This is a genomic window from Anaerotruncus massiliensis (ex Togo et al. 2026) (assembly GCF_900199635.1).
Lineage (GTDB): Bacteria > Bacillota > Clostridia > Oscillospirales > Ruminococcaceae > Anaerotruncus > Anaerotruncus massiliensis.
Genome location: NZ_LT962687.1, coordinates 856931 through 879394, shown reverse-complemented (window position 1 = coordinate 879394; position 22464 = coordinate 856931). Strand labels below are relative to the sequence as shown.

The following is a 22464-nucleotide window of genomic DNA, read 5'->3' as shown; positions in this document are numbered from 1 at the left end:
CCGCCCGTTTTACACAGGCCGTACGCATTGCCTTTGCCGTACTATTATTATACGCTTTCCGCGGTGATTTTTCAACCTTCGGGGACCCCGGCGGGCAGATTTTCCGGCCGCGCCCTCCGGTTTTTCACGGCCGGGCGGCGGCGAAAATAAAAAAGCGGCGGTAAAACCGCCGCTTTTTTGGGGCCGCCGTCAGACCGCGTCGCGCGTTTCGGGGCGGAAGAGGAGCGAAATGCACCAGATCGCGCCGAGGGCGACGAGGGTATAGATGATGCGGCTGAAGATGCTTGCCGAGCCTCCGAAAAGCCATGCGACCGCGTCAATCTGGAAGATGCCGATCAGGCCCCAGTTGATGCCGCCGATGATGGTCAGGATCAGCGCAATTTTATTGATCAAACCAGTCAACCTCCTTGATCAGTGGGGACGCGCCGTTATCAGTCTGCCCGGAAAAATCGGGATTTATGCACCGGATGCGGGGAGCCTCTCCGGGCGCGTCCTCTTCGGAGGAAAGCGCCGTGAAACCGACGGCGGCGGACCTCGCCGCGAAGACCGCCACGCGGTCCACCTCCGAACGCTTCAGCACCCGGTAGGGCGCCAGCGGCGCGCCCTCATAGAAGAGGACCGCACGGTCCCCCTCGGGCGCGAGGGTCACCGCCAGCGCCTCAAACGGGCCGGTCTCCCGCTCGATGGCCGCCGCGTCGAGCCGGTAGGGGCCGCCCTCGGGCAGCGTCACGATCCGCTGCCCGCCCGCGGCGTACACCCGCATCGAGCAGAGCATTGCCATGCCCAGCGCGAGCACCGCGGCCGCAATCAGCCGTTTCATTCCGCCATCCCTCCTTTGACCGTCTTTTTTTCCGCGCCCGCGCCGGTTTTGCCCGGCACGGCGCGCAGGCAGGAACAATCGTTTCCTTGCCGCTTGTATTTTGCGTCTTTTTGTGGCAAAATAAACGTATTCCCGCAGGTATCTGATAAAAAAGGATTGATGAACCCATATGAACCACCAGACGGTCGTGATCCTCGACTTCGGCGGGCAGTATAACCAGCTGATCGCCCGCCGGGTCCGCGAGTGCGCGGTCTACTGCGAGGTGCTCCCCAGCCGGACCCCGCTTGCGGAGGTCTTCGCGAAAAATCCCATCGGCATCATTTTTACGGGCGGCCCCAACAGCGTCTACGAGGAAGATTCCCCCCACATCGACCCGGCGGTCTTTGAACGGGGCGTCCCCGTGCTGGGCATCTGCTACGGCATCCAGCTGATGGCCCACACCCTCGGCGGGCATGTCACCAGCCCCGATTCGCGCGAGTACGGCAAGACGGTTACATACTACGACACCTCCTGCCCCCTCTTCGCGGGGCTGCCGGACAAGGGCGTCTCGTGGATGAGCCACACCGACTATATCGACCGGCTGCCCGAGGGCTTTACCGCCGCGGCGCACACCGACTGCTGCCCCACCGCCGCGATGCAGAACCCCGAGAAAAAGCTCTACGGCCTACAGATGCACCCTGAGGTGCTCCACACGGAAAACGGCGTCGCCATGCTCCATAACTTCCTCTACCGGGTGTGCGGCGCGAAGGGCGACTGGACGATGGGCGACTATGCCCGCAGCACGGTCGCGTCCCTGCGCGAAAAGATCGGGGACGGCAAGGTGCTGCTCGGGCTCTCGGGCGGCGTGGACAGCTCGGTCGCGGCCGCGCTGCTCTCCCGCGCGGTCGGCGGCCAGCTCACCTGCATCTTCGTCGACCACGGCCTCATGCGCAAAAACGAGGGGGACGAGGTCGAGGAGGCTTTCCGCGGGCATGACCTCAACTTTGTCCGCGTCGACGCGCGCGACCGCTTCCTCGATAAGCTCGCGGGCGTGACCGACCCCGAGCGGAAGCGCAAGATCATCGGCGAGGAGTTCATCCGCGTCTTTGAGGCGGAGGCCAAAAAGCTCGGGCGGGTCGACTACCTCGCGCAGGGCACCATCTATCCCGACGTGATTGAATCGGGCGCGGGGGACGCCGCGACGATCAAAAGCCACCACAATGTCGGCGGACTTCCCGATTACGTCGATTTCAAGGAGATCATCGAGCCGCTGCGGTTACTCTTCAAGGACGAAACCCGCGCCCTCGGCAGGGAACTCGGCCTGCCCGGTTACCTCGTCGACCGCCAGCCCTTCCCCGGCCCCGGGCTCGCCGTGCGCATCGTCGGCGAAATCACCCGCGAAAAGGTCGCGGTTCTGCAGGACGCCGACTGGATCTTCCGCGAGGAGATCGCCCGGGCGGGACTGGAGAAGGAGGTCCACCAGTATTTCGCGGTGCTCACCGACATGCGGTCGGTCGGCGTCATGGGGGACGGGCGCACCTACGACTACACCGTCGCGCTGCGCGGCGTCACCACCACCGACTTCATGACCGCCGACTGGGCGCGCATCCCCTACGAGGTGCTCGACCTCGTCAGCCGCCGGATCGTCAACGAGGTGCGCGGCATCAACCGGATCGTCTACGATATCACATCCAAGCCGCCCGCGACCATCGAATGGCTCTGAGGCCGGCTCGGCAGGACATGGGAGGAAAACAGCATATGCAGCAGGACATGATCGTTATTCTGGACCTTGGAAGCACCGAAAATACCGTCCTCGCGCGGGCCGTCCGCGACCTGGGCGTCTACAGCGAAATCTACCCGCACGACATCACGCCGGACGAGCTGCGCGCGCTGCCAAACGTGCGCGGCATCCTCCTGAACGGCGGCCCCAACCGGGTGGTGGACGGCGCGCCCGTCGACGTCGACCCCGCGGTCTATTCGCTCGGCATCCCGACCCTTTCTGCCGACCATCCCACGGCGCGCGGCGAGGCCCTGCCCCATTGGCCGGAGGATCCCGCCGCGCTGACGGAGCTGCTTCGCGGGTTCGTCTTTGACACCTGCAAGGCGCAGGCCAACTGGAACATGGAAAACTTCATCGCCGACCAGATCGAGCTCGTCCGCAAACAGGTCGGCTCCCGCAAGGTGCTGCTCGCCCTCTCGGGCGGCGTGGACAGCTCGGTCGTGGCCGCGCTGCTGTTGCGCGCCATCGGCGACCAGCTCACCTGCGTGCACGTCAACCACGGGCTGCTCCGCAAAGGGGAGCCGGAACAGGTCGTGCGCGTCTTCCGCGACGAATTGGGCGCGAACCTCGTCTACGTCGACGCGAGCGAGCGGTTTTTGGGCAAGCTGGCGGGGATCGCGGACCCCGAGCAAAAACGCAAGATCATCGGCGCGGAGTTCATCCGCGTCTTCGAGGAGGAGGCCCGCAAGCTCGAGGGGATCAACTTCCTCGCGCAGGGCACCATCTATCCCGATATCGTTGAGAGCGGCACCAAGACCGCCAAGATGGTAAAGAGCCACCACAATGTCGGCGGCCTGCCCGACGACCTCGCGTTTGAGCTCGTTGAGCCGCTCCGCCAGCTCTTCAAGGACGAGGTGCGCGCCTGCGGCACCGCCCTCGGCCTGCCCGACGCCATGGTCTACCGCCAGCCCTTCCCCGGCCCCGGACTTGGGGTGCGCTGCCTCGGCGCGATTACCCGCGAGCGCCTCGAGGCGGTGCGCGAATCGGACGCGATCCTCCGCGAGGAGTTCCACGCCGCCGGGCTCGACAAGACCGTCTGGCAGTATTTCACCGTCGTCCCCGATTTTAAATCGGTCGGCGTGAAAAACAACGCGCGCTGCTTCGAGTACCCGGTCATCCTGCGCGCGATCAACACGATCGACGCGATGACCGCAGACGTCGAGCAGGTGCCCTGGCCGGTGCTCATGAAGATCACAAACCGCATCCTGAAGAAAGTGCCGGGGGTCAACCGCGTCTGCTACGACCTCTCCCCCAAGCCGCCCGCGACGATCGAGTGGGAATAACTAACAAAACCAGCAAAGCCTTGAAAACACTGGGTTTTTGAAACGGAAACGGGGCATTTGATAGCAAATTGATAGCAGATACCAAAACCGGATTTACTTTGTTCACTCCCGTATAGCGGGTGGCTTGCGGGAAAATCCTCCATATCCTAAGAAAAAGGTCTTGCTGACTTTCACCAGTCGGCAAGACCTTTTTTGCTATTTGTCTTTTCTCTGTTTCTTCAATCCTTTTATCAGAGCATCGCTTAATTCCTTCGAGGGGACTTTGGCCCACCGCTGGGTGGTGTCATACTTGGGGTAGTTGTACCGCCAGCGGTCATAGTCCTCCTTGGTGATCTCCCCGGCCTCCAACTTCGCCGCCTGTTCCCGCCACGCAATCAAGATTTTGTTCAGCTCACTGGCTTGACGGCCTCCCTGGAAAATATCTGCTTGCAGGCAGGCGCGTCCATCCGCCTCTATCACTTTCAGACTGTAAACATCCTCCAAGGCGAACAGCGTATGGGCCAAACCTATGTAGTTGTCTATGTCCGGGACGCTCAACGCCTGGGGCGATACATCTAATGTATGCGCCAGGGCAGCGGTCAAGTCGGCCTTCGGCGTCCGGGTGCCTGTTTCGTACTGCGCCAGACGAACATCGGCGGAACGCTCTGGAAAGCCCACCGCCATACCAAGATACTTCTGTGTCATACCCCGGAGGGTGCGGAAAAAATGGATGCGCTCTCCTATTGCCATAAATGCCAACTCCTATCTGGTGGTTTCTGTCGAAGATAGTATAACATATTCGCTTAGTAACAGTCAAGAGTATCTTAAACAAAAAAGTTAAAAATTATTCCGCAAGCCACTTGACAAAGCAAATTTGTTTAGTTATAATTTGTTAAGCATAAAGGCTTAGTGCAAGAGCCATGAGAGGAGGTGAACCACAATGGCAAGCACCATGTTCATGCGGGTGGACGAGGTAGCGGAAGAATTAGGGGTTTCTGTCCCCTATGCCTATAAGCTGATTCGTTCCATGAATGCGGAGTTGAAAAAGACGGGCTGTATTACCATTTCAGGCCGGATCGACCGCAAATTCTTCCACGAAAAATTTTATGCCACAAGAGGCCAGAACGAAAGGAGCGATTAACCTATGGCAGCGTTTAAGAACAAGGCCAACGGCACTTGGTACGTCCAGTTCCGCTATACGGACTGGAAAGGAGAGCGCCAGCAGAAGTTAAAGCGTGGCTTTGCCACCAAAAAGGAGGCCCAGGCGTGGGAGCGAGAGTTCCTTATGCAGAAACAGGCCGACGTAAATATGACCTTCGAGAGTTTCGCACAACTTTATGAGAAGGACATGAAGCCCAAGCTGAAATTGAACACCTGGCTGACAAAAGAGAGCATCATCCAGAAGAAAATCCTACCGTATTTTGGAAAGCGCAAACTGTCGGAAATTACCGCCAAGGACGTGATGGATTGGCAGAACGCAATCCGGGGATTGACGGACACCAAAGGAAAGCCCTACTCCCCTACCTATCTCAAAACCGTCCACAATCAGTTGAGCGCCCTCTTTAACCATGCTGTCCGCTACTACGGCCTCCAGGTCAATCCTGCGGCCAAGGCCGGGAACATGGGTGTGGAGGAACGGCGTGAAATGCTGTTCTGGACGAAGGACGAGTATCTGAAATTTGCCGACGCCATGATGGACAAGCCCCTCTCCTACTACGCCTTTGAAATGCTCTACTGGTGCGGTATCCGGGAGGGGGAGTTGCTGGCCCTCACCCCGTCTGACTTCGACTTTGAGGCGGGTACAGTGTCCATCAACAAATCCTATCAGCGCCTCAAGGGCAAGGACGTGATTACCACTCCCAAGACGAAAAAGAGCAACCGTGTCATTAAGATGCCCAAATTCCTCTGTGGAGAGATGGAGGACTACTTAAAGATGTTTTACAGCGCCGGGGCGGACGAACGGATCTTCCCTGTCAGCAAACACTATCTCCACCATGAAATGGACAGGGGTGCGAAAGCGGCTGGCGTGAAGCGAATCAGGATACATGACCTCCGACATTCGCACATTTCCCTGCTGATTGATATGGGCTTTACAGCCCTGGCAATCGCTGACCGGGTAGGGCATGAAAGCATCGACATCACCTATCGCTATGCCCACTTGTTTCCCACAAGGCAAACGGAAATGGCGAACAAGCTGGACATGGAGCGAGAAGGTTCATTTTCCTAAAAACGAGATTATTTTCGTTTTTAAGATTTTGTCATGTTGAGAAAGGAATTAAAAATGTCACTGAAAAACCGAGACAGCAAAAACCGCTGGAGGAACAAGATTGTAGCCTTCCGGGTGTCCCCGGAGGAAGATGAACAGATCGACGCCGCTGTGCGGCTCTCCGGCCTGACAAAGCAGGACTACATCACAAGACGGCTCCTGTGCCGGGACGTAGTGGTACAGGGTAATCCCAAGGTCTACAAGGCCCTGCGTGACCAGCTTGCCGCCGTTCTGGACGAACTGCGGCGGGTCGAGGACGGGGCCGGTGTGGACGACGAACTGCTGGACACCATTCAGCTGATCACCGCTATCATGGGCGGCATGAAGGAGGATTGATAGATTGATGGATTCCAAGGAAACGAAAAGGACTGTCCCGGTTCCGTCTGTTGGCGCAGACGGGGAACAGCCCATTTCACATACACCTACCGCAAGTATAGCAGAGGACACGACAGAAAACAATCCCCCTGAAAAAAATTATGCGGAACTGCTGCGGAAAATGCAGCGCATGAACGACCCGGCGTATCTCCCCACAATTTCCATGAACGAGTTGTACGAGAACGTCTATCAGAGCAGACCGCCCGTCATTGACGGTCTGCTCTATCCGGGAACATACCTCTTTGCGGGAGCGCCGAAGGTGGGCAAGTCGTTCCTGATGGCCCAGTTTGCCTATCACGTCAGCATGGGCCTCCCCCTGTGGGACTATCCCGTTCACAAAGGGACTGTCCTCTATCTGGCGCTGGAGGACGATCACCGACGCTTGCAGAAGCGGCTTTACCGGATGTTCGGCATGGAGGGTACCAACGACCTTCTCTTTTCCATCTGCGCCAAGCAGGTCGGCAACGGGCTGGAGGAGCAACTAAAGCGATTCGTGCAGGAACACCCCGACACCAAGCTGATTATCATTGACACCCTCCAGAAAATCCGGGAGGCTGGTGGGGATAAGTACAGCTACGCCAACGATTATGAGGTGGTGGGCAAGCTGAAACGCCTCGCTGATGCTTGCGGCGTCTGTCTCCTGCTGGTACATCACACTCGGAAACAGCAGGCCGACGACAAGTTTGATATGATCTCCGGCACTAATGGCCTGTCGGGTGCGGCGGACGGGGCCTTTCTTCTTCAGAAGGAGAAGCGAACAGATGGCACCGCCACCCTGGACGTGGTAGGACGTGACCAACAAGACCAGCGGCTCTATCTCACCAAGGACAAGAAACACCTAACATGGACATTGGAGCGAATGGAAACAGAGTTATGGGTAGAACCACCCGACCCGGTGCTGGAGGCCGTAGCCGCCTTTATTACGGCGGAAAGGCCGTCCTGGGGCGGTACGGCCACAGAGTTGGCAGCGGCCCTGCAAGTGGATATGAAGCCCAACGCCCTGGCGATGCGGCTGAACGTCCGGGCCAGTAAGCTGGCGGCAGAGTATCACATCCGTTATGAGAACACCCGTACCCACGCTGGGAGAAGTATCAGCCTGACGCTGGAACCTCCCCAGGCGTGACGACCGTGACGGCTGTGACGGCTTTTTTGAGAGCGGGGGCGGTGTCTAAAACATCGTCACGGTCGTCACGGCTGTCACGGGGTGCGGCAAAGTTTAGGCGGGGTGCAGGGTGCCCTTTTCAAAGGGCGGCCCTGCTGGGGGAGACAACCGCAGTTGCCGGGGGCAAAGCCCCCGCACCCCCTCGGGAGAGCCCACGGCACTTTCGCATCAACGGGGCGAAAGTGTCATAGTGGGTTATTACACTTCCCGCAGGAAGTGCCTCCCCCCGAAACCCCCGCCCATTTTCAACAATCAAACATCTGAAACAGGAGGATCTTTCCTATGGCGAGAGGCGACGGCATTGACCGCACCAACGCAAGAAATATGAGGCTGACCGCTGCTAAAATCGGTAACACCCAGCAGCACAATGAGCGTGAGAAGGATTCCTATGTCAACCAGGACATTGTACCAGAGCGGACGCCGCTCAATGTCCATTTCAAGGCCCCATCCGCAGGGTATCAGGAGATGTTCGCCCAAATGGAGGCCGACGGCGTGATCTCCGCCCGCGGCATTAAGGCGGACGCCTTTCGATACGGTGAGCTGGTCTTTGATGTGAACTCCGCCTACTTCTACAATCACGGCGGCTATGACTTCGCAAAACAATTTTACACCGACGCATACAAAGCCGCAATCAAAATCGTAGGCGGAGAGCAGTATATTTTGTCGGCGGTCATGCACGCCGACGAGCGCAACCGAGCCATGTCCGAGGCGCTGGGGGAGGATGTGTACCACTACCACCTCCATGTGGTCTATATCCCGGTGGTGGAAAAGGAAATACGATGGACAAAGCGGTGCAAGGACAAATCCTTGGTGGGCAAGGTCAAAGAAACCGTTATGCAGGTCAGCATGAGCAAAAAGTGGGCGTCCCAGCCCGCGGTAGACAATGCCACCGGGGAACCGTTACGAACAGCAAAGGGCAAGCCTGTGCTGAGAAAGTCGTACAGCGTCTTGCAGGATGATTTTTTTCAGCAGATGCGCTCCGCTGGCTACACTGACTTGGAACGTGGAGAGCGTGGCAGCTCCGAGGAACATCTGACGGTCACGCAGTTCAAGGTGAAGTGTGAACGGGAGCGGCTGGCACAGCTTCAAGAGGCGGCTGTGCTGGCCCAGGCCGAGGTTGACCGAAGGAACAGGGAGGCGGCAGCTGCCGAAAAGAAAGCGGCCCAGGCCAAGGCCAAACTAAACGATGTGGCCCCCATGCTGAAAGGCATGGAGAAGCTGGCGGAGGAATTTTCCAGCGACCCGGAACAGGTCTTGCCAGAAGCGGGACCGCTGGAATCGGCCAGAGCCTACCGGGAGAAAAAGGCCAAGCCCTTATGGGCGAAGATCGTCAAGGTGCTGCGGTCTGTCTATCGGGCCTACTGCGACCTCAAATCCAAATTTGAGCGGCTGCAAGCGGACTATGGCCGGGAGGTCAGCAAAAATAGTTCCTTATCAGAAAGGCTTTACGAGGTCTGCGCCGAGCGAGACAGTCTAAAAGGAAAGGTTAGGGACTATGAGCGGGTCAGGCGCACCATTGGCCCGGAACAGGCGGACAGAATATTGGAGGCCGCTTACCAGCAGGAACAGGCTGAAAAGAAACGGAAACGGGCCGCAAGGCAAAAAACAAGGGTAGGCGCACGATAATCACCAAAACCAGAGGGTGTTCCAGTGAATGCCCTCCGGTTTTATTTGGGGAATCGGGTAAAATAATTTCTTGTTTTTTAGAGCGCACTATGATATACTATCATTATCCTGATTTGAGGAGTCTACCAAATATGCGGCAAGGTATTCTTAAATAAAATTTGATAATGGGCGCAAAAATGATTGCCCCTTGCAGGGGCTTAGTTTTTGTGCCCAATTTAAGAATACTTTTGCCTTTTTAGTAAATATCGTGACGGACAGCGGCTTATGTAAGCCGTGCATACTTCTGTGTGTCCGAAGTCATGATCCCCAGCGGTAAAAGTATTAGCCGCTGGGGATTTTTGCGCCCATTTGGGCCTTGTACGGAGGATAGACATGAACATTATCAATATTGGGATTCTTGCCCATGTAGACGCTGGAAAGACAACCTTGACGGAGAGCCTGCTATATGCCAGCGGAGCCATTTCAGAACCGGGGAGCGTCGAAAAAGGGACAACGAGGACGGACACCATGCTTTTGGAGCGGCAGCGTGGGATTACCATTCAAGCGGCAGTCACTTCCTTCCAGTGGCACAGATGTAAAGTCAACATTGTGGATACGCCCGGCCACATGGATTTTTTGGCGGAGGTGTACCGCTCTTTGGCTGTTTTAGATGGGGCCATCTTGGTGATCTCCGCTAAAGATGGTGTGCAGGCCCAGACCCGTATTCTGTTCCATGCCCTGCGGAAAATGGACATTCCCACCGTTATCTTTATCAATAAGATCGACCAGACTGGCGTTGATTTGCAAGGCGTGTATCAGTCTGTTCGGGATAAGCTCTCCGCTGATATTATCATCAAGCAGACGGTGTCGCTGTCCCCGGAAATAGTCCTGGAGGAAAATACCGACATAGAAGCATGGGATGCGGTCATTGAAAATAACGATGAATTATTGGAAAAGTATATCGCAGGAGAACCAATCAGCCGGGAAGAACTTGCGCGGGAGGAACAGCGGCGGGTTCAAGACGCCTCCCTGTTCCCGGTCTATCATGGCAGCGCCAAAAAGGGCCTTGGCATTCAACCGTTGATGGATGCGGTGACAGGGCTGTTCCAACCGATTGGGGAACAGGGGAGCGCCGCCCTATGCGGCAGCGTTTTCAAGGTGGAGTATACAGATTGTGACCAGCGGCTCATCTATCTGCGGCTATACAGCGGAACGCTGCGCCTGCGGGATACGGTGGCCCTGGCCGGGAGAGAAAAGCTGAAAATCACAGAGATACGCATTCCATTCAAAGGGGAGATTGTTCGGACGGACACCGCCCACAAGGGCGAAATTGTCATCCTTCCCAGCGACAGCGTGGGATTAAACGACGTATTGGGGGACGACACCCGGCTTCCTCGTGAAAGGTGGCGCGATGCCCCCCTCCCCATGCTGCGGACGACGATTGCGCCGAAAACGGCAACGCAAAGAGAACGGCTGCTGGACGCTCTTACGCAAATTGCGGATACTGACCCGCTTTTGCGCTACGAGGTGGATTCCATCACCCATGAGATCATACTTTCTTTTTTGGGCCGGGTGCAGTTGGAGGTTGTTTCCGCTTTGCTGGCGGAAAAGTACAAGATTGAAACAGCGGTGAAGGAACCCACCGTCATTTATTTAGAGCGGCCGCTCAAAGTGGCCAGCCACACTATCCATATCGAGGTGCCGCCCAACCCGTTTTGGGCATCCATCGGACTGTCTGTTACGCCGCTCCCGCTTGGCTCCGGTGTACAATACGAGAGCCGGGTTTCCCTGGGATACTTGAACCAGAGTTTTCAAAACGCTGTCATGGATGGTATCCGTTACGGTCTGGAGCAAGGCTTGTGTGGCTGGAACGTAACGGACTGTAAGATTTGCTTTGAATATGGGCTTTATTATAGTCCGGTCAGCACGCCGGCGGACTTTCGCTCATTGGCCCCGATTGTATTGGAACAGGCATTGAAGGAATCAGGGACGCAGTTGCTGGAACCTTATCTCTCCTTCACCCTCTATGCGCCCCAGGAATACCTTTCCAGGGCTTATCACGATGCGCCGAAATACTGTGCCACCATCGAAACGGCCCAGGTAAAAAAGGATGAAGTTGTCTTTATAGGCGAGATTCCCGTCCGCTGCATACAGGCATACCGTACTGATCTGGCCTTTTACACCAACGGGCGGAGCGTATGCCTGACGGAACTGAAAGGGTATCAGGCCGCTGTCGGCGAGCCGGTCATCCAGCCCCGCCGTCCAAACAGCCGCCTGGACAAGGTGCGCCATATGTTCAGTAAGATCACTTGATACACCACAGCGAGGAAGGTTATTGCATTTCCCTGTCTTTCGTGGTAAAATGTAGTTGTAAACCACCAGAGAAACCAATCTAATTTTACCGTTGATAGCCATTTCCTTGATAGCCAAATGATAGCAAAAGTTCGGCAAGCCCATAGGATAAGGATAATAGGTATCAGGAAAAATCAAATGGTATCAAATCCCCCAAACAAAAGCGTTTAGAATTAAGTTTCATTTTGCGAGTGGGAATAAATCCGGAAAACGCTTTCAAAGGGGCCCAGGCTTTCGCCTGGGCCCCTTTTTTCCCCCGGCACTTGACTCCGGATAAAATCCGTGATATAGTTAAGCGAAATTATATAAATTGACTTAACCATTTAGGAGGATCGGCATGGACCTGCGGGACGCCCTAAACCAATACTACTACGACACCACGGTCTGCGACCTGCGGCAGCTCAGCCGGACGGGCGGCGGGGAGCTCTCCTACAACAGCATCATGTACCTGGACGTCATCTCCTTCCAGGAAGCGGACGGCGGCTGTACGGTGGGCAGGCTGGCAAAGACGCTTCGCATTTCCGCGCCGGCCGCCACTCTCAAGGTCAACGAGCTCGTCAAAATGGGGCTGGTTGAGAAGTCGCGCAGCGAGACGGACCGGCGGGTCGTCTACCTGCGTGTGACAAATCAGGTGGCCGAGTCCCTCAAAAGCTACGACAGCCCCTTTGAACGCGCCGCGCAGGCGGTCGAGCGGCGGTTTACCGCGGATGAGATCCGGGCCTTCTGCTCGATCCTCGGCACCTTTACCGAGGAATATAAGAAGGATTTTTGATATGGAACAGCAAAATCAGATCTTCGAGACGCTCTCCCCCACGCGCCTGTTCTTTCGGTGCGCCCTCCCCAGCATGGTCAGCATGGCCGTCGCCGCCCTCTATACGATCGCCGACGGCGTCTTTGTGGGTCGTTTCATCGGGTCGGACGCCCTCGCGGCAATCAACCTCGTCATGCCGCTGCTCAGCATCAGCTTCGCCCTCGCCGATATGGTCGCCGTCGGTTCGTCGGTGCAGATCGCCATCCACCTGGGCGAAAAAAAGGAGCTGGAGGCCAGCCGGATTTTTACCGTCTGTTCCCTGCTGATCGTCGGGATATCCGCGGTCGTGGGAGTGATCGGCTATTTCGGCGCGGAACCGCTCGTGCGCCTGATGGGGGCGGACGCGGAGGTCACCGCGCTCTCGGTGGAATATATCAAGGTGTACGCCGTCTTCGCGCCCTTCATCATGGTGTTCTTCGCGGTCGACAACTACCTTCGCATCTGCGGCCGCACCCACTACAGCATGGCGCTCAACATCATGACCTCCCTGCTCAATATTCTGCTGGACTACCTGTTCCTCGGCGTGCTGCGGCTCGGCATCGGCTCCGCCGCGCTGGCCTCCTGCATCGGGCTCTCGCTGGGAACCCTCCTCGGCTACTGGCCGTTTCTCCGGAAAAAGCTCCAGCTACGCTTCGTACGCGGGAAAATCCGCCTCCGGCAGATCACCAACATTCTGTTCAACGGTTCCTCCGAGTTCTTTTCCAACATCGCGGGCTCCATCCTGATGATCATCCTGAACAGCATCCTGCTTCATCTGGCGGGCTCGATGGCGGTGGCCGCGTTTTCCATCGTCCTCTATGTGGACAGCATCATGGCCTCCCTCCTCTATGGCATGACCGACTCGATGCAGCCGGCGATCAGCTACTGCTACGGCGCGAAGCTGCGCGGCCGCATGTTCGCCTTTGAAAAGCGGGTGCTGCTCGCGGGCGCGCTGCTCTCCGGGATCACGCTGGCCGGGATGCGCCTCGGCGGGCAGGGGATCATCTCCCTGTTTATCCGGGAGAACGACCCGGCCCTGCTGGAAATGAGCCTGCGGGCCATGGAACTCTTCTCCTTCACCTACCTGACCGGCTGGATCGGCGTGGGGCTCAGCGCCTTCTTTACCGCCGTCAACCGGCCGGGGACCTCCCTCGGCATCTCCATCGGCCGCGCGCTCTTCTTCCCGCTGCTCGCGCTCGCCGTCCTCGTCCCCCTGCTGGGCGTGGACGGCGTGTGGCTCACCTCGGCGGCAAGCAGCACGCTGACAGCCGTCACGGCGGCCGTTTTCCTCGCGCGGTTTTTGTACGGACAGAAAAAAGAGGGCCGGACCGAACCCCCTTCCCGGTGACCGCGGCGCCGGCCGCGGGATTCCCGGTTTCTTTCCGCGAAAACGGGATCCTTTTTTCGCGCGCGGTGCAATCCGGCCCCGTAAACCGCCAAGAATCAGTGAAAGGCCCGCGGAAAGGCGCGGGCGGTTTGGAGGAAGCCATGATCATCCGAAAAGAGACTCCCGCGGACTATGAGGCGGTGTATGAACTCGTCAAGGCCGCGTTTGCGGCCGCCGAGCACAGCGACGGGCGGGAGCACGAGCTGGTGGCCGCCCTGCGGAAGAGCGGCGCCTTCGTGCCCGGGCTGTCGCTCGTCGCGGAGACGGACGGAATTCTCGCCGGGCACATTCTCTTCACGGAAATCCGGATCGGCGGGCGGACCGCGCTGGCGCTCGCCCCGCTGTCCGTGCTCCCCGCGTACCAGCGGAGGGGCGTCGGCTCCGCGCTGATCGCGGAGGGGCACCGTGCGGCGCGGGAACTGCGCTATCCCTTCTCCGTCGTCCTCGGAAGCGAAAGATACTATCCGAAATTCGGTTACCTTCCCGCCGAACGGTTCGGCATCCGCCCGCCGTTCGACGCGCCGTCTGAAAACTTCATGGCCCTCCCCCTGTCGGACGAGCCCGTCCGGATGGAGGGCGTCGTGCGGTACGCAAAGGAATTCGGGCTCTGACGCCCTGCGGCGGCCCGGGAAACCGCGCGCCAAAAAGCCGGGGGACCCCAGCGGGGTTCCCCGGCTTTTTCTGTCTTACCCAGCGGGCTTTTGGTCCTCCAGGAGCTTTTCCGCCAGCTCTTCCGCCAGCCGCTCCACCGCTTCGATCCGCGCCGCGTCCGCGCCGGGGAGGTGGACCCCCGCCGTGACGACGACCACCGTGTTGAGCACGCGGCAGAGGCGTTCGGCGACCGGGCGGGCGACGGCCTCGTCCTTGTGGCCGGGCTGGTTCCATACCGAGCAGGTGCAGGAGACGCTCCCGTCCCCGCGCAGGCTGGGGCGCGGCTGCGCGATGGCCACCGACCCGATGTGCGACCGCCCGCCGCCCACCGTCACGGTGAGGCCCTCGTCGAGCGCCGCCGCCCGCGCCTCGAGCGTGATGCCGTCGCGCGACACGCGGTAAGATCCCGCCTCCATGCGTCCAACCCCCTTCAGGCGGCTTTTCCGCCCTCGATTTTATGAATCCACTGTAACGCACCCGCCGCCGGATGTCAACCCAAAACCGTGCCGGACGGGCGGGCGCGGCTGCCAAACAAAATTTCCTCCCGCAAAGCGGGCGGGGCCGCCGCGCGGGGGCGCCGCTTTTGCCGGCTTTCCCCCCAAACGCCCAAAAGCGGCGCCGCATAACGCCGCGCCGCCAGTCGCCCCCCGCCGGCGCGCCGCATAGTATGGCAGTGTGAGCAACAACAAGCGGCGGCAGTATAAGGGTGGCGACAGCCCTCAGAAGAGCCTGCGTATGACGACCTGCTGCTTCACATAAAGGGAGGGCGGATTTAATCCGCCCTCCCTTTTTCGCATATCGCGCCTGTCCGACGCCCGTCCGCTCCCTTCTCCCCCGCTACCCCGTGAGCTCGCGGCGCAGGGCGGTCAGGATCTTTTTTTCGCGGCGGGAGACCTGCACCTGCGTCATGCCCAGACGCGCGGCGGTCTGCACCTGCGTCATGCCGGAAAAATACCGCAGCACGATCAGCTTGCGGTCGTTCGGCTCGAGGCTGCCGACGACCTGCTTGAGGGAGATCACGTCGGAGAGCATGTCCTCGGGCGACGCGACCGGCAGGTCGATCTGCCCGCCGCCGTCGTCGTCGCTCTCGGTGAGGGAGAGGGGCGGCGCGGCGGCGCAGAGCGCCTCGACCACCTGCTCCTCCGGCAGGTCCATCGACTGCGCGAGGTCGGCCACCGTCGGGTCCCGGCCGAGGACGTTCGCGAGGCGCTCCCGCTCCCGGGAGATGCGCATCGACAGCTCCTTGAGGGTGCGGGAGACCTTGACCGCGCCGCCGTCCCGGAAGAGGCGGCGCATCTCGCCGAGGATGACGGGCACCGCGTAGGTGGAAAACCGCACGCCGCGCGTCTCGTCGAACGCGTCGGCGGCCTTGCACAGCCCCATGCAGCCCGCCTGGAAGAGGTCGTCATATTCGATCCCGCGCCCCTTGAACCGGTGGGCGCAGGCATGTACCAGACCGATGTTCTGGGAGATGGTCTGTTCCCGTTTGTTTTCGGCACATTCGATCACCGGCTTCATGCCTCCTTGCTGCGAATGTCCCTCTCCAGAACCACCGTCGTCCCCTTTCCTTCCTTGGACGTCACCTTGACGCGGTCCATAAGGCTCTGCATGACGGCAAAGCCCAGGCCCGCGCGTTCCTCCTCCGGCGCGGTCGTATACATCGGTTCCATCGCCTTTTTGATGTCGGGGATGCCGCAGCCCTTGTCGCGCACCTTGATGACGACGCGGTGGTCGGGCAGGATATTCGCGGTTATGTACACGATCCCCAGCCGGTCGCGGTAGGCGTGGACGATGCAGTTGGTCACCGCCTCGCTGACGGCGGTCTTGATATCGGAAAGCTCCTCCACGGTCGGGTCGAGCTGCGCGACGAACGCCGCCACCGCCGTGCGGGAGAACGCCTCGTTGACCGAGCGGCCCTCAAACTGCAGCTTCATCGAATTAATTGCTTTCATCTTCCATTCCTCCGGCTTTCGCAGACTTATCGGGTACGGGGCGGCGCTCGGCCCTGTCCAGAACCGCGAGGCGGTCGAGCCCCGCGAGAACCATCACCTTTTTCAGATGGCTCGCCACATTGACCAGGTGCAGCGTCCCGCCCAGCTCCTGCATGAGCTTGTAACGCCCCATCACCAGGCCGATGCCCGACGAATCCATGAAGGTCACGTCGCGAAAGTCGATCTCCAGCTCGCGGACCTGCCCCTTGAGCACCGCGTCGTCGATCGTCTCGCGCATCTCCTTGGCGCTGTGGTGGTCGATGTCGCCGATAATCCGCGCGGTCAACAGCTCGTCCGCCAGATCGATTTGAACAGCCATAATCTTCTACGTCCTTTCCTGGGAAGGCATTTCTCCCCGCTTTCGCGCAGCAAAAAAAGCCCTATCCAAAGGATAGAGCTTTTTCCGTGAAAATGCTGTCGAAGCATGTCCCTATTCCAATTTCACCCCGGGGAAAAAGAGGGCGCGCACCTCCGACGCCAGATAGAGCGACCCGCAGACGGCCACCACGCCGCCCTCCGAGGCGGCCACCGCCCGCGCCAGCTCAACCGCCTCCCCGGCGCTGTGGGCGGCGGAGGCCCGCAGCCCAAGCGCGTCGGCGCGCTCGGCAAGCAGGTGCGCGTCGAGCGCGCGGGGGCTCTTCGGGGTCACGCAGATGAGCCGCCTGAAGCGCGGGGCGAGCGCGGAAAGCGCGCCGCCCCCGTCCTTGTCCGCGAGGACGCCCATCACGCCGGTGACCGGACGGTCCCCGGCGAGGGAGAGCGCGTCCGCGAGGGCGCGGGCCGCCTGCGGGTTGTGCGCGCCGTCCAGGATGACGAGCGGGTCCCGCCCGACGATCTCGAACCGCGCGGGGATCCGCGCCGACGCGATCCCGCGCGGGATCGCGTCCCCCAGCAGGAGCTTCCCGAACTCCGGCGTCCGGCCCAGCTCAACCGCCACCGTGAAGGCGGTCATCGCGTTGTCCACCTGATGCCGCCCCGCCAGCGGGATGTGCAGCCCGCACCTGCGGTACCCGAGCTCGGTCCCCTCGAGCCCCAGCTTCATCCACTCGGGGTGGGGGCTCGGCTGGATGACGGGCGCGCCCCTGGCGCACGCCTCCTCGTAGATCACCGCGAGCGCGTCGACGTCCTGGGCGGCGCAGGTCACGACGGGAACCCCCGCCTTGATGATGCCCGCCTTGGCGCGCGCGATCTCCGCGACCGTCCCGCCCAGCACCGCCGTGTGATCGAGGCCGATCTGGGTGATGACGCTGATAAGCGGCCTTCTCACCACGTTGGTCGCGTCGAACGCGCCTCCCAGCCCCACCTCCGCCACGACGACGTCGCAGTTTTTCCGCGCGAAATAGTCGTAGGCGACGGCGGTGACGAATTCAAACTCGTTGAGGTCGTCCACCCGCGCGGCCAGCGAGGAAACCCGCTCCACGCTCTCCGTCAGCTCCGAGCGGGAGATCATCTCCCGGTCAATCTGGATGCGCTCCCGGAAATCGAGCACAAAGGGCGAGGTGTAGAGCCCCGTCCGGTACCCGGCCGCCTCCAGCATCGACGCGATCATCGCGCAGGTCGAGCCCTTCCCGTTGGTGCCCGCCACATGCACGATTCTCAGCCGTTCCTGCGGATCGCCCAGCAGCCCCATGAGCGTCTCCATGCGGTCGAGCGTCGGTTTGGCGCTGAACCGCCCGAACGAATGGATATGGCTTAACGCCTCCTGATAAGTCATCCTGTCCCTCCAAAAAAGCAGGCCGGGCCCGCCCCGTTCCGGGGACGCCGCCTCGCGGTCGTCGTCCCCGGCGGCACGGCGCGGCCGGCCTGCTGTAAAAGGTCTCTGTTTTCCGCGGTCTTTCAGGAGAACGCGGAAAGGCTCTCCTCGATCTTCGCAAGGCGCTCCCGCACCTTCTGGAGCCGCTGGCGCTCCGCCTCGACGACGTTGGCCGGGGCCTTTTCGACGAACCCGGGGTTCATCAGCTTGCCCGAGAGGACCGCGATGTCCTTTTCGCAGGCGGCCTTCTCCCTGCCCAGGCGCGCGAGCTCCTTCTCGCGGTCGACGAGCTCGTCCATCGGGATGAAGATGCGCGCCGCCTCGGTGACGACCTGCACCGCGCCCTCGGGCGCGAACCGCTCCCCGATCTCCACGTCGGAGGCGAAGGCCAGCCGCTGGAAGAAGGGGATTCCCTGCCGGAAGACCTCCGCCTCGCCGGTGGCGATGTAGAGGTGGGTCTTCTTGGAGGGGGGCACGTTCATTTCGCCGCGGCGCACGCGGATGGCGCGGATGGCCTGCATGACCTTTTCAAAGTCGCGCTCGTCGGCGGCGAAGTTGAGCGCCTCGTCGTAGACCGGCCAGTCGGAGACCATGACGCTCTCCCCCTCGTGGGGCAGCGCCTGCCAGATCTCCTCGGTGATGAAGGGCATGAAGGGGTGCAGCAGCTTGAGGGTGCCCCCCAGGACGTACACGAGCACCCGCTGCGCCGCGAGGGAGGCCTCCCCGCCCGCCTGCAGGCGGGATTTGCAGAGTTCGATATACCAGTCGCAGAGCACGTCCCAGATGAAGTCGTAGAGCTTCTGCACCGCGAGGCCCAGCTCGAACTTCTCGAGGTTTTCGGTGACCTCGCGCACGAGCGCGTTATATTTCGTGAGGATCCACCTGTCCTCGACGGCGAGCGTCCCGGGCAGCGAAACGTCCGTCAGCCCGTCGGAGAGGTTCATAAGCACGAACCGGCTCGCGTTCCACACCTTGTTGGCGAAGTTGCGGGAGGCGTTCACCTTCTCGTCCGAGAAGCGCATGTCGTTGCCGGGGGCGTTCCCGGTGGCGAGGGTGAAGCGCAGCGCGTCCGCGCCGTATTTGTCGATGACTTCCAGCGGGTCGATGCCGTTGCCGAGGGATTTACTCATCTTGCGGCCCTGCGCGTCGCGCACAAGGCCGTGGATGAGCACCGTGTCGAAGGGCACCTCCCCCATATGCTCCAGCCCCGAGAAGATCATCCGCGCCACCCAGAAAAAGATGATGTCGTAGCCGGTGACGAGGGTGTTGGTCGGGTAGAAGTATTTGAGCTCGGGGGTCTCGTCCGGCCAGCCGAGGGTGGAAAAGGGCCACAGCGCGGAGGAGAACCAGGTGTCAAGGGTGTCGGGGTCCTGTACCAGGTGCTTTCCGCCGCACTTCGGGCAGGCGTCCGGGTCCTCCTTGGAGACGACCATTTCCCCGCAGTCGGGGCAGTACCAGGCGGGGATCCGGTGGCCCCACCAGAGCTGGCGGGAGATGCACCAGTCCTTGATGTTTTCCAGCCAGTTGAAGTAGATCTTGTCGAACCGCTCGGGCACGAATTTGGTGTCGCCCCTGCGCACCGCCTCGATGGCGGGCTTGGCGAGCGGCTCCATCCTGACGAACCACTGCTTGGAGACGCGCGGCTCGATCGCGCTGCCGCAGCGGTAGCAGCCGCCGACGTTGTGCTTGTAGGGCTCGACCGATTTGAGGTAGCCGCCCGCCTCGAGGTCCGCGACGATCGCCTTGCGGCACTCCTCGCGGGTCATGCCCTCGTATCTGCCGCCGTGTTCGTTGATGGTGGCGTCGTCGTTCATGACGTTCACGACGGGCAGGTCGTGGCGCAGCCCGACCTCGAAGTCGTTGGGGTCGTGCGCCGGGGTGATCTTCACCACGCCGGTGCCGAAGTCCATCTCAACGTATTCGTCCGCGATGATCGGGATCTCCTTGCCCACGATCGGCAGGAGCACCTTTTTGCCCACGAGGTGCTTGTAGCGCTCGTCGTCCGGGTGCACCGCGACGGCGGTATCGCCGAGCAGCGTCTCGGGGCGGGTGGTCGCGATCTCGAGCACCTCGTCCGTGCCGACGATCGGGTAGTTAATGTGCCAGAAGAAGCCGTCCTTCTCGTCGTACTCCACCTCGATGTCCGAGATGGTCGACTTGCAGTGGGGGCACCAGTTGATGATCCGCTCGCCGCGGTAGATGAGCCCCTTCTCATAGAGGTTGACGAACACCTCGCGGACCGCCCTGCTGCACCCCTCGTCGAGGGTGAAGCGCTCCCGCTCCCAGTCGCAGGAGGAGCCGAGCTTTTTGAGCTGGTCTATGATGTGGCCGCCGTACTCCTTTTTCCACGCCCATGCGCGCTTCAAAAATCCCTCGCGTCCGAGGTCCTCCTTGGTGACGCCCTCCTGCCGCATGGCCTCGACGATCTTCGCCTCGGTGGCGATCGACGCGTGGTCGGTGCCGGGCAGCCAGAGCGTCTCGTAGCCCTGCATCCTCCGCCAGCGGATCAGGATGTCCTGGAGCGTCTCGTCGAGGGCATGTCCCATATGCAGCTTGCCGGTGATGTTCGGCGGGGGGATGACGATGGTGTAGGGCTTCTTCTCGGGATTGGGCTCGGCGTGGAAATACCGGCCCTCCTCCCAGAAGCGGTAGGTTTTATCCTCAACCTGCTTGGGGTCGTAAACCTTTTCCAGTTGTTTCGGCATGTCTGTTCCTCCAATAGCCTCTTTCGGCAAATTACAATACTCTATATTATAATAAAGTTCCCGTCCAATTACAAGCGGGACCGCCGGAAAATCTGCCTTTTCAGCGGATTCGGCGGCAGGGACGCGGCCGCGCCAAAAGGCGGCGGGGGCTTTGCCCCCGCCGCCCGTCGGACGCTATCCCTCCGGGGCGTTTTCCACGACGCCCTCGCACACCCGCCGCAGCTCGGTCGCCGCTCCCGCCAGCGCGAGGGCGAGCGCGAGCGCCCGCTCCCGGCTCTCCAGGCCCGACGCGTCCGAAAGCTCCTCCCGCAGCAGCGCCTCGAGCTTCGGGCGCAGGCGGTTTTTGAGCGCGAGCGCGTCCCCGTAGGCCCGCTCGAAGCCGCCCGGCGCCCCCTCTCCCGCCACCAGCCTTTTGATGTCGGAGAGCGCGAGCTGCTGCTTGAGGGTGAGGATGCAGAGCAGCTGCATCACCTGCTCACGGGAATACTTTTTGCCCTTGACGGGCATAATAAGATGCTCCTTGGAATAGTTGTTGACCATCGTCTTGGTCAGCAGCTTATCCTCCGCCGACCGCTTGTTGCCCGCGAGGCCCTCGTCCACCAGCGTCAGGATCTGGTCCATATAGAGGTCGATGCGCGGCACGTCGGCGGCGGAGAGATCGGCGTCCGCAAAGGCGGCGGACAGGATTTCATCAAAGGTTTTCATCGTCTTCCCTCCCGGCCGGAATTCCCTGTCCCCAATTCTACATGATTTTGTGAACTTTTTCAAGATGCAGTTGCTTTTTCTTCGATATGTGATATTATAATAGTATCATATAGTTATTAAAACTACATTATATTGTTGTGAGGTGCCACTATGCCGCGGATCTTCCTGAAAGCGCGCGACCCCATCAGCAGCTACACCCATTTCATCGGGGCGTGGCTGTCCGTGATCGGCCTGGTCGTGATGGGGGTGCATCTCGCGGTGACGCCGGGGGTCACGGCGGTCACCGCCGTCTCCTGCATTCTCTTCTGCCTGTCGCTCATCGCGCTCTACTGCGCGAGCAGCATCTACCATTTCACCAACGCCGCGGCCAAAATCCAGACCGCGCTGCGCAAGCTCGACCACGCGATGATCTACGTGCTCATCGCCGGGACCTACACGCCGCTGCTGCTCACCCTGCTCCCCCGCCCGAACAACCTCGTCTTCACCGCCGCCATGTGGGCGGTCGCCGCCGCGGGCATCCTGATGAAGATGTTCTGGCTGGGCGCGCCCCGCTGGCTGAGCACCACCCTCTACATCCTGATGGGCTGGGCGATCGCCGTCGACCTGCCCGCGGTGGGCGCGCTGCCCCTGCCGGGGATCGTGCTGCTCGTGGTGGGTGGGCTCGCCTATACCGTGGGCGGCGTCATCTACATGGTCAAGCGCCCCAACCTCTCCGAACGGTTCGGGTTCCATGAGATTTTCCACCTCTTCGTCATTGCCGGCAGCGTCTGTCACTACCTGATGGTCCTGCTGTACATCGTCTGAACCCCGTCGTTTTCTGAACGCAAGCCTCCCGCCGCGTATTTTGCGGCGGGAGGCTTGCGTTCCCTGCGGCGGGATGG

22 protein-coding genes are annotated in these 22464 nt (G+C 60.6%); 12 read left to right on the top strand and 10 right to left on the bottom strand.

What is annotated here, in order from left to right; all coding sequences use genetic code 11:
* Positions 1–189 precede the first annotated feature (189 nt).
* Together C1A13_RS04770 and C1A13_RS04765 are read right to left on the bottom strand one after the other, a co-directional pair.
* A complete protein-coding gene (locus C1A13_RS04770; protein ID WP_101549606.1) occupies positions 190–393 on the bottom strand; it encodes a DUF378 domain-containing protein in 204 nt (67 codons plus the stop codon).
* Positions 383–820 carry a hypothetical protein gene (locus tag C1A13_RS04765; RefSeq protein ID WP_101549604.1) on the bottom strand — a complete coding sequence of 146 codons (438 nt, stop codon included), beginning with the start codon at positions 818–820 and terminating at the stop codon, positions 383–385. The genes C1A13_RS04770 and C1A13_RS04765 overlap by 11 nt, the downstream gene beginning before the upstream one ends.
* Before the next feature lie 169 nt (positions 821–989).
* On the opposite strand from C1A13_RS04765, the gene guaA (C1A13_RS04760) reads away from it, so the two are divergent.
* Entirely contained in the window at positions 990–2522 is a 1533-nt protein-coding gene (gene guaA / locus C1A13_RS04760) for a glutamine-hydrolyzing GMP synthase (RefSeq protein WP_101549601.1), read from the top strand.
* Between the two features lie 35 nt (positions 2523–2557).
* On the top strand, positions 2558–3862 hold the full coding sequence (gene guaA / locus C1A13_RS04755; protein WP_101549597.1) for a glutamine-hydrolyzing GMP synthase: 1305 nt from the start codon (positions 2558–2560) through the stop codon (positions 3860–3862).
* Positions 3863–4057: 195 nt separating this feature from the next.
* On the opposite strand, the gene C1A13_RS04750 is transcribed toward guaA (C1A13_RS04755), so the two are convergent.
* Positions 4058–4591 (bottom strand): helix-turn-helix domain-containing protein, encoded by a 534-nt coding sequence (locus C1A13_RS04750; RefSeq protein WP_055081003.1) that lies wholly within the window; start codon positions 4589–4591, stop codon positions 4058–4060.
* A gap of 190 nt (positions 4592–4781) precedes the next feature.
* Between C1A13_RS04750 and C1A13_RS04745 the strand changes: the two genes are divergently transcribed.
* The 9 genes from C1A13_RS04745 to C1A13_RS04705 all read left to right on the top strand — a co-directional run bounded on the left by C1A13_RS04745 (position 4782) and on the right by C1A13_RS04705 (position 14389).
* On the top strand, positions 4782–4982 hold the full coding sequence (locus C1A13_RS04745; RefSeq protein WP_101549594.1) for a DNA-binding protein: 201 nt from the start codon (positions 4782–4784) through the stop codon (positions 4980–4982).
* A 3-nt stretch (positions 4983–4985) separates the two neighbouring features.
* Positions 4986–6068 carry a site-specific integrase gene (locus C1A13_RS04740; protein WP_101549592.1) on the top strand — a complete coding sequence of 361 codons (1083 nt, stop codon included), beginning with the start codon at positions 4986–4988 and terminating at the stop codon, positions 6066–6068.
* A 54-nt stretch (positions 6069–6122) separates the two neighbouring features.
* The gene (locus tag C1A13_RS04735; protein ID WP_101549588.1) at positions 6123–6443 is read left to right on the top strand and encodes a plasmid mobilization protein; all 321 of its coding nucleotides are present in this window, start codon (positions 6123–6125) and stop codon (positions 6441–6443) included.
* Between the two features lie 7 nt (positions 6444–6450).
* Complete coding sequence (locus C1A13_RS04730; protein ID WP_101553180.1) at positions 6451–7605, top strand: helicase RepA family protein; 1155 nt, start codon at positions 6451–6453, stop codon at positions 7603–7605.
* Between the two features lie 321 nt (positions 7606–7926).
* Positions 7927–9270 carry a plasmid recombination protein gene (locus C1A13_RS04725; RefSeq protein ID WP_101549586.1) on the top strand — a complete coding sequence of 448 codons (1344 nt, stop codon included), beginning with the start codon at positions 7927–7929 and terminating at the stop codon, positions 9268–9270.
* A 372-nt stretch (positions 9271–9642) separates the two neighbouring features.
* Positions 9643–11562, top strand: coding sequence for a TetM/TetW/TetO/TetS family tetracycline resistance ribosomal protection protein (gene tet / locus C1A13_RS04720; protein ID WP_101549584.1), 1920 nt, complete (start codon positions 9643–9645; stop codon positions 11560–11562).
* 376 nt (positions 11563–11938) lie between these two features.
* Complete coding sequence (locus C1A13_RS04715) at positions 11939–12373, top strand: MarR family winged helix-turn-helix transcriptional regulator (protein ID WP_101549582.1); 435 nt, start codon at positions 11939–11941, stop codon at positions 12371–12373.
* A gap of 1 nt (position 12374) precedes the next feature.
* Positions 12375–13739 carry an MATE family efflux transporter gene (locus C1A13_RS04710; protein WP_101549579.1) on the top strand — a complete coding sequence of 455 codons (1365 nt, stop codon included), beginning with the start codon at positions 12375–12377 and terminating at the stop codon, positions 13737–13739.
* Between the two features lie 140 nt (positions 13740–13879).
* Positions 13880–14389: a GNAT family N-acetyltransferase gene (locus tag C1A13_RS04705; RefSeq protein WP_101553179.1), complete on the top strand. Its 510-nt coding sequence runs from the start codon at positions 13880–13882 to the stop codon at positions 14387–14389.
* A 75-nt stretch (positions 14390–14464) separates the two neighbouring features.
* On the opposite strand, the gene C1A13_RS04700 is transcribed toward C1A13_RS04705, so the two are convergent.
* The 7 genes from C1A13_RS04700 to C1A13_RS04670 all read right to left on the bottom strand — a co-directional run bounded on the left by C1A13_RS04700 (position 14465) and on the right by C1A13_RS04670 (position 21583).
* Entirely contained in the window at positions 14465–14845 is a 381-nt protein-coding gene (locus C1A13_RS04700) for a hypothetical protein (protein ID WP_101549577.1), read from the bottom strand.
* Positions 14846–15266: 421 nt separating this feature from the next.
* Positions 15267–15947, bottom strand: coding sequence for a sigma-70 family RNA polymerase sigma factor (locus C1A13_RS04695; RefSeq protein ID WP_101549575.1), 681 nt, complete (start codon positions 15945–15947; stop codon positions 15267–15269).
* A complete protein-coding gene (gene spoIIAB / locus C1A13_RS04690; protein WP_101549573.1) occupies positions 15944–16381 on the bottom strand; it encodes an anti-sigma F factor in 438 nt (145 codons plus the stop codon). Before spoIIAB ends, C1A13_RS04695 begins: the two co-directional genes overlap by 4 nt.
* Positions 16368–16739 (bottom strand): STAS domain-containing protein, encoded by a 372-nt coding sequence (locus C1A13_RS04685; protein ID WP_101549571.1) that lies wholly within the window; start codon positions 16737–16739, stop codon positions 16368–16370. Before C1A13_RS04685 ends, spoIIAB begins: the two co-directional genes overlap by 14 nt.
* Positions 16740–16850: 111 nt before the next feature.
* Positions 16851–18134 (bottom strand): bifunctional folylpolyglutamate synthase/dihydrofolate synthase, encoded by a 1284-nt coding sequence (locus tag C1A13_RS04680; protein WP_101549569.1) that lies wholly within the window; start codon positions 18132–18134, stop codon positions 16851–16853.
* 122 nt (positions 18135–18256) lie between these two features.
* The gene (locus C1A13_RS04675; protein ID WP_101549567.1) at positions 18257–20878 is read right to left on the bottom strand and encodes a valine--tRNA ligase; all 2622 of its coding nucleotides are present in this window, start codon (positions 20876–20878) and stop codon (positions 18257–18259) included.
* A 174-nt stretch (positions 20879–21052) separates the two neighbouring features.
* Complete coding sequence (locus C1A13_RS04670; RefSeq protein WP_101549565.1) at positions 21053–21583, bottom strand: DUF1836 domain-containing protein; 531 nt, start codon at positions 21581–21583, stop codon at positions 21053–21055.
* A gap of 150 nt (positions 21584–21733) precedes the next feature.
* On the opposite strand from C1A13_RS04670, the gene trhA reads away from it, so the two are divergent.
* Positions 21734–22387 (top strand): PAQR family membrane homeostasis protein TrhA, encoded by a 654-nt coding sequence (gene trhA, locus C1A13_RS04665; protein WP_101549563.1) that lies wholly within the window; start codon positions 21734–21736, stop codon positions 22385–22387.
* The last annotated feature ends 77 nt before the right edge of the window (positions 22388–22464 follow it).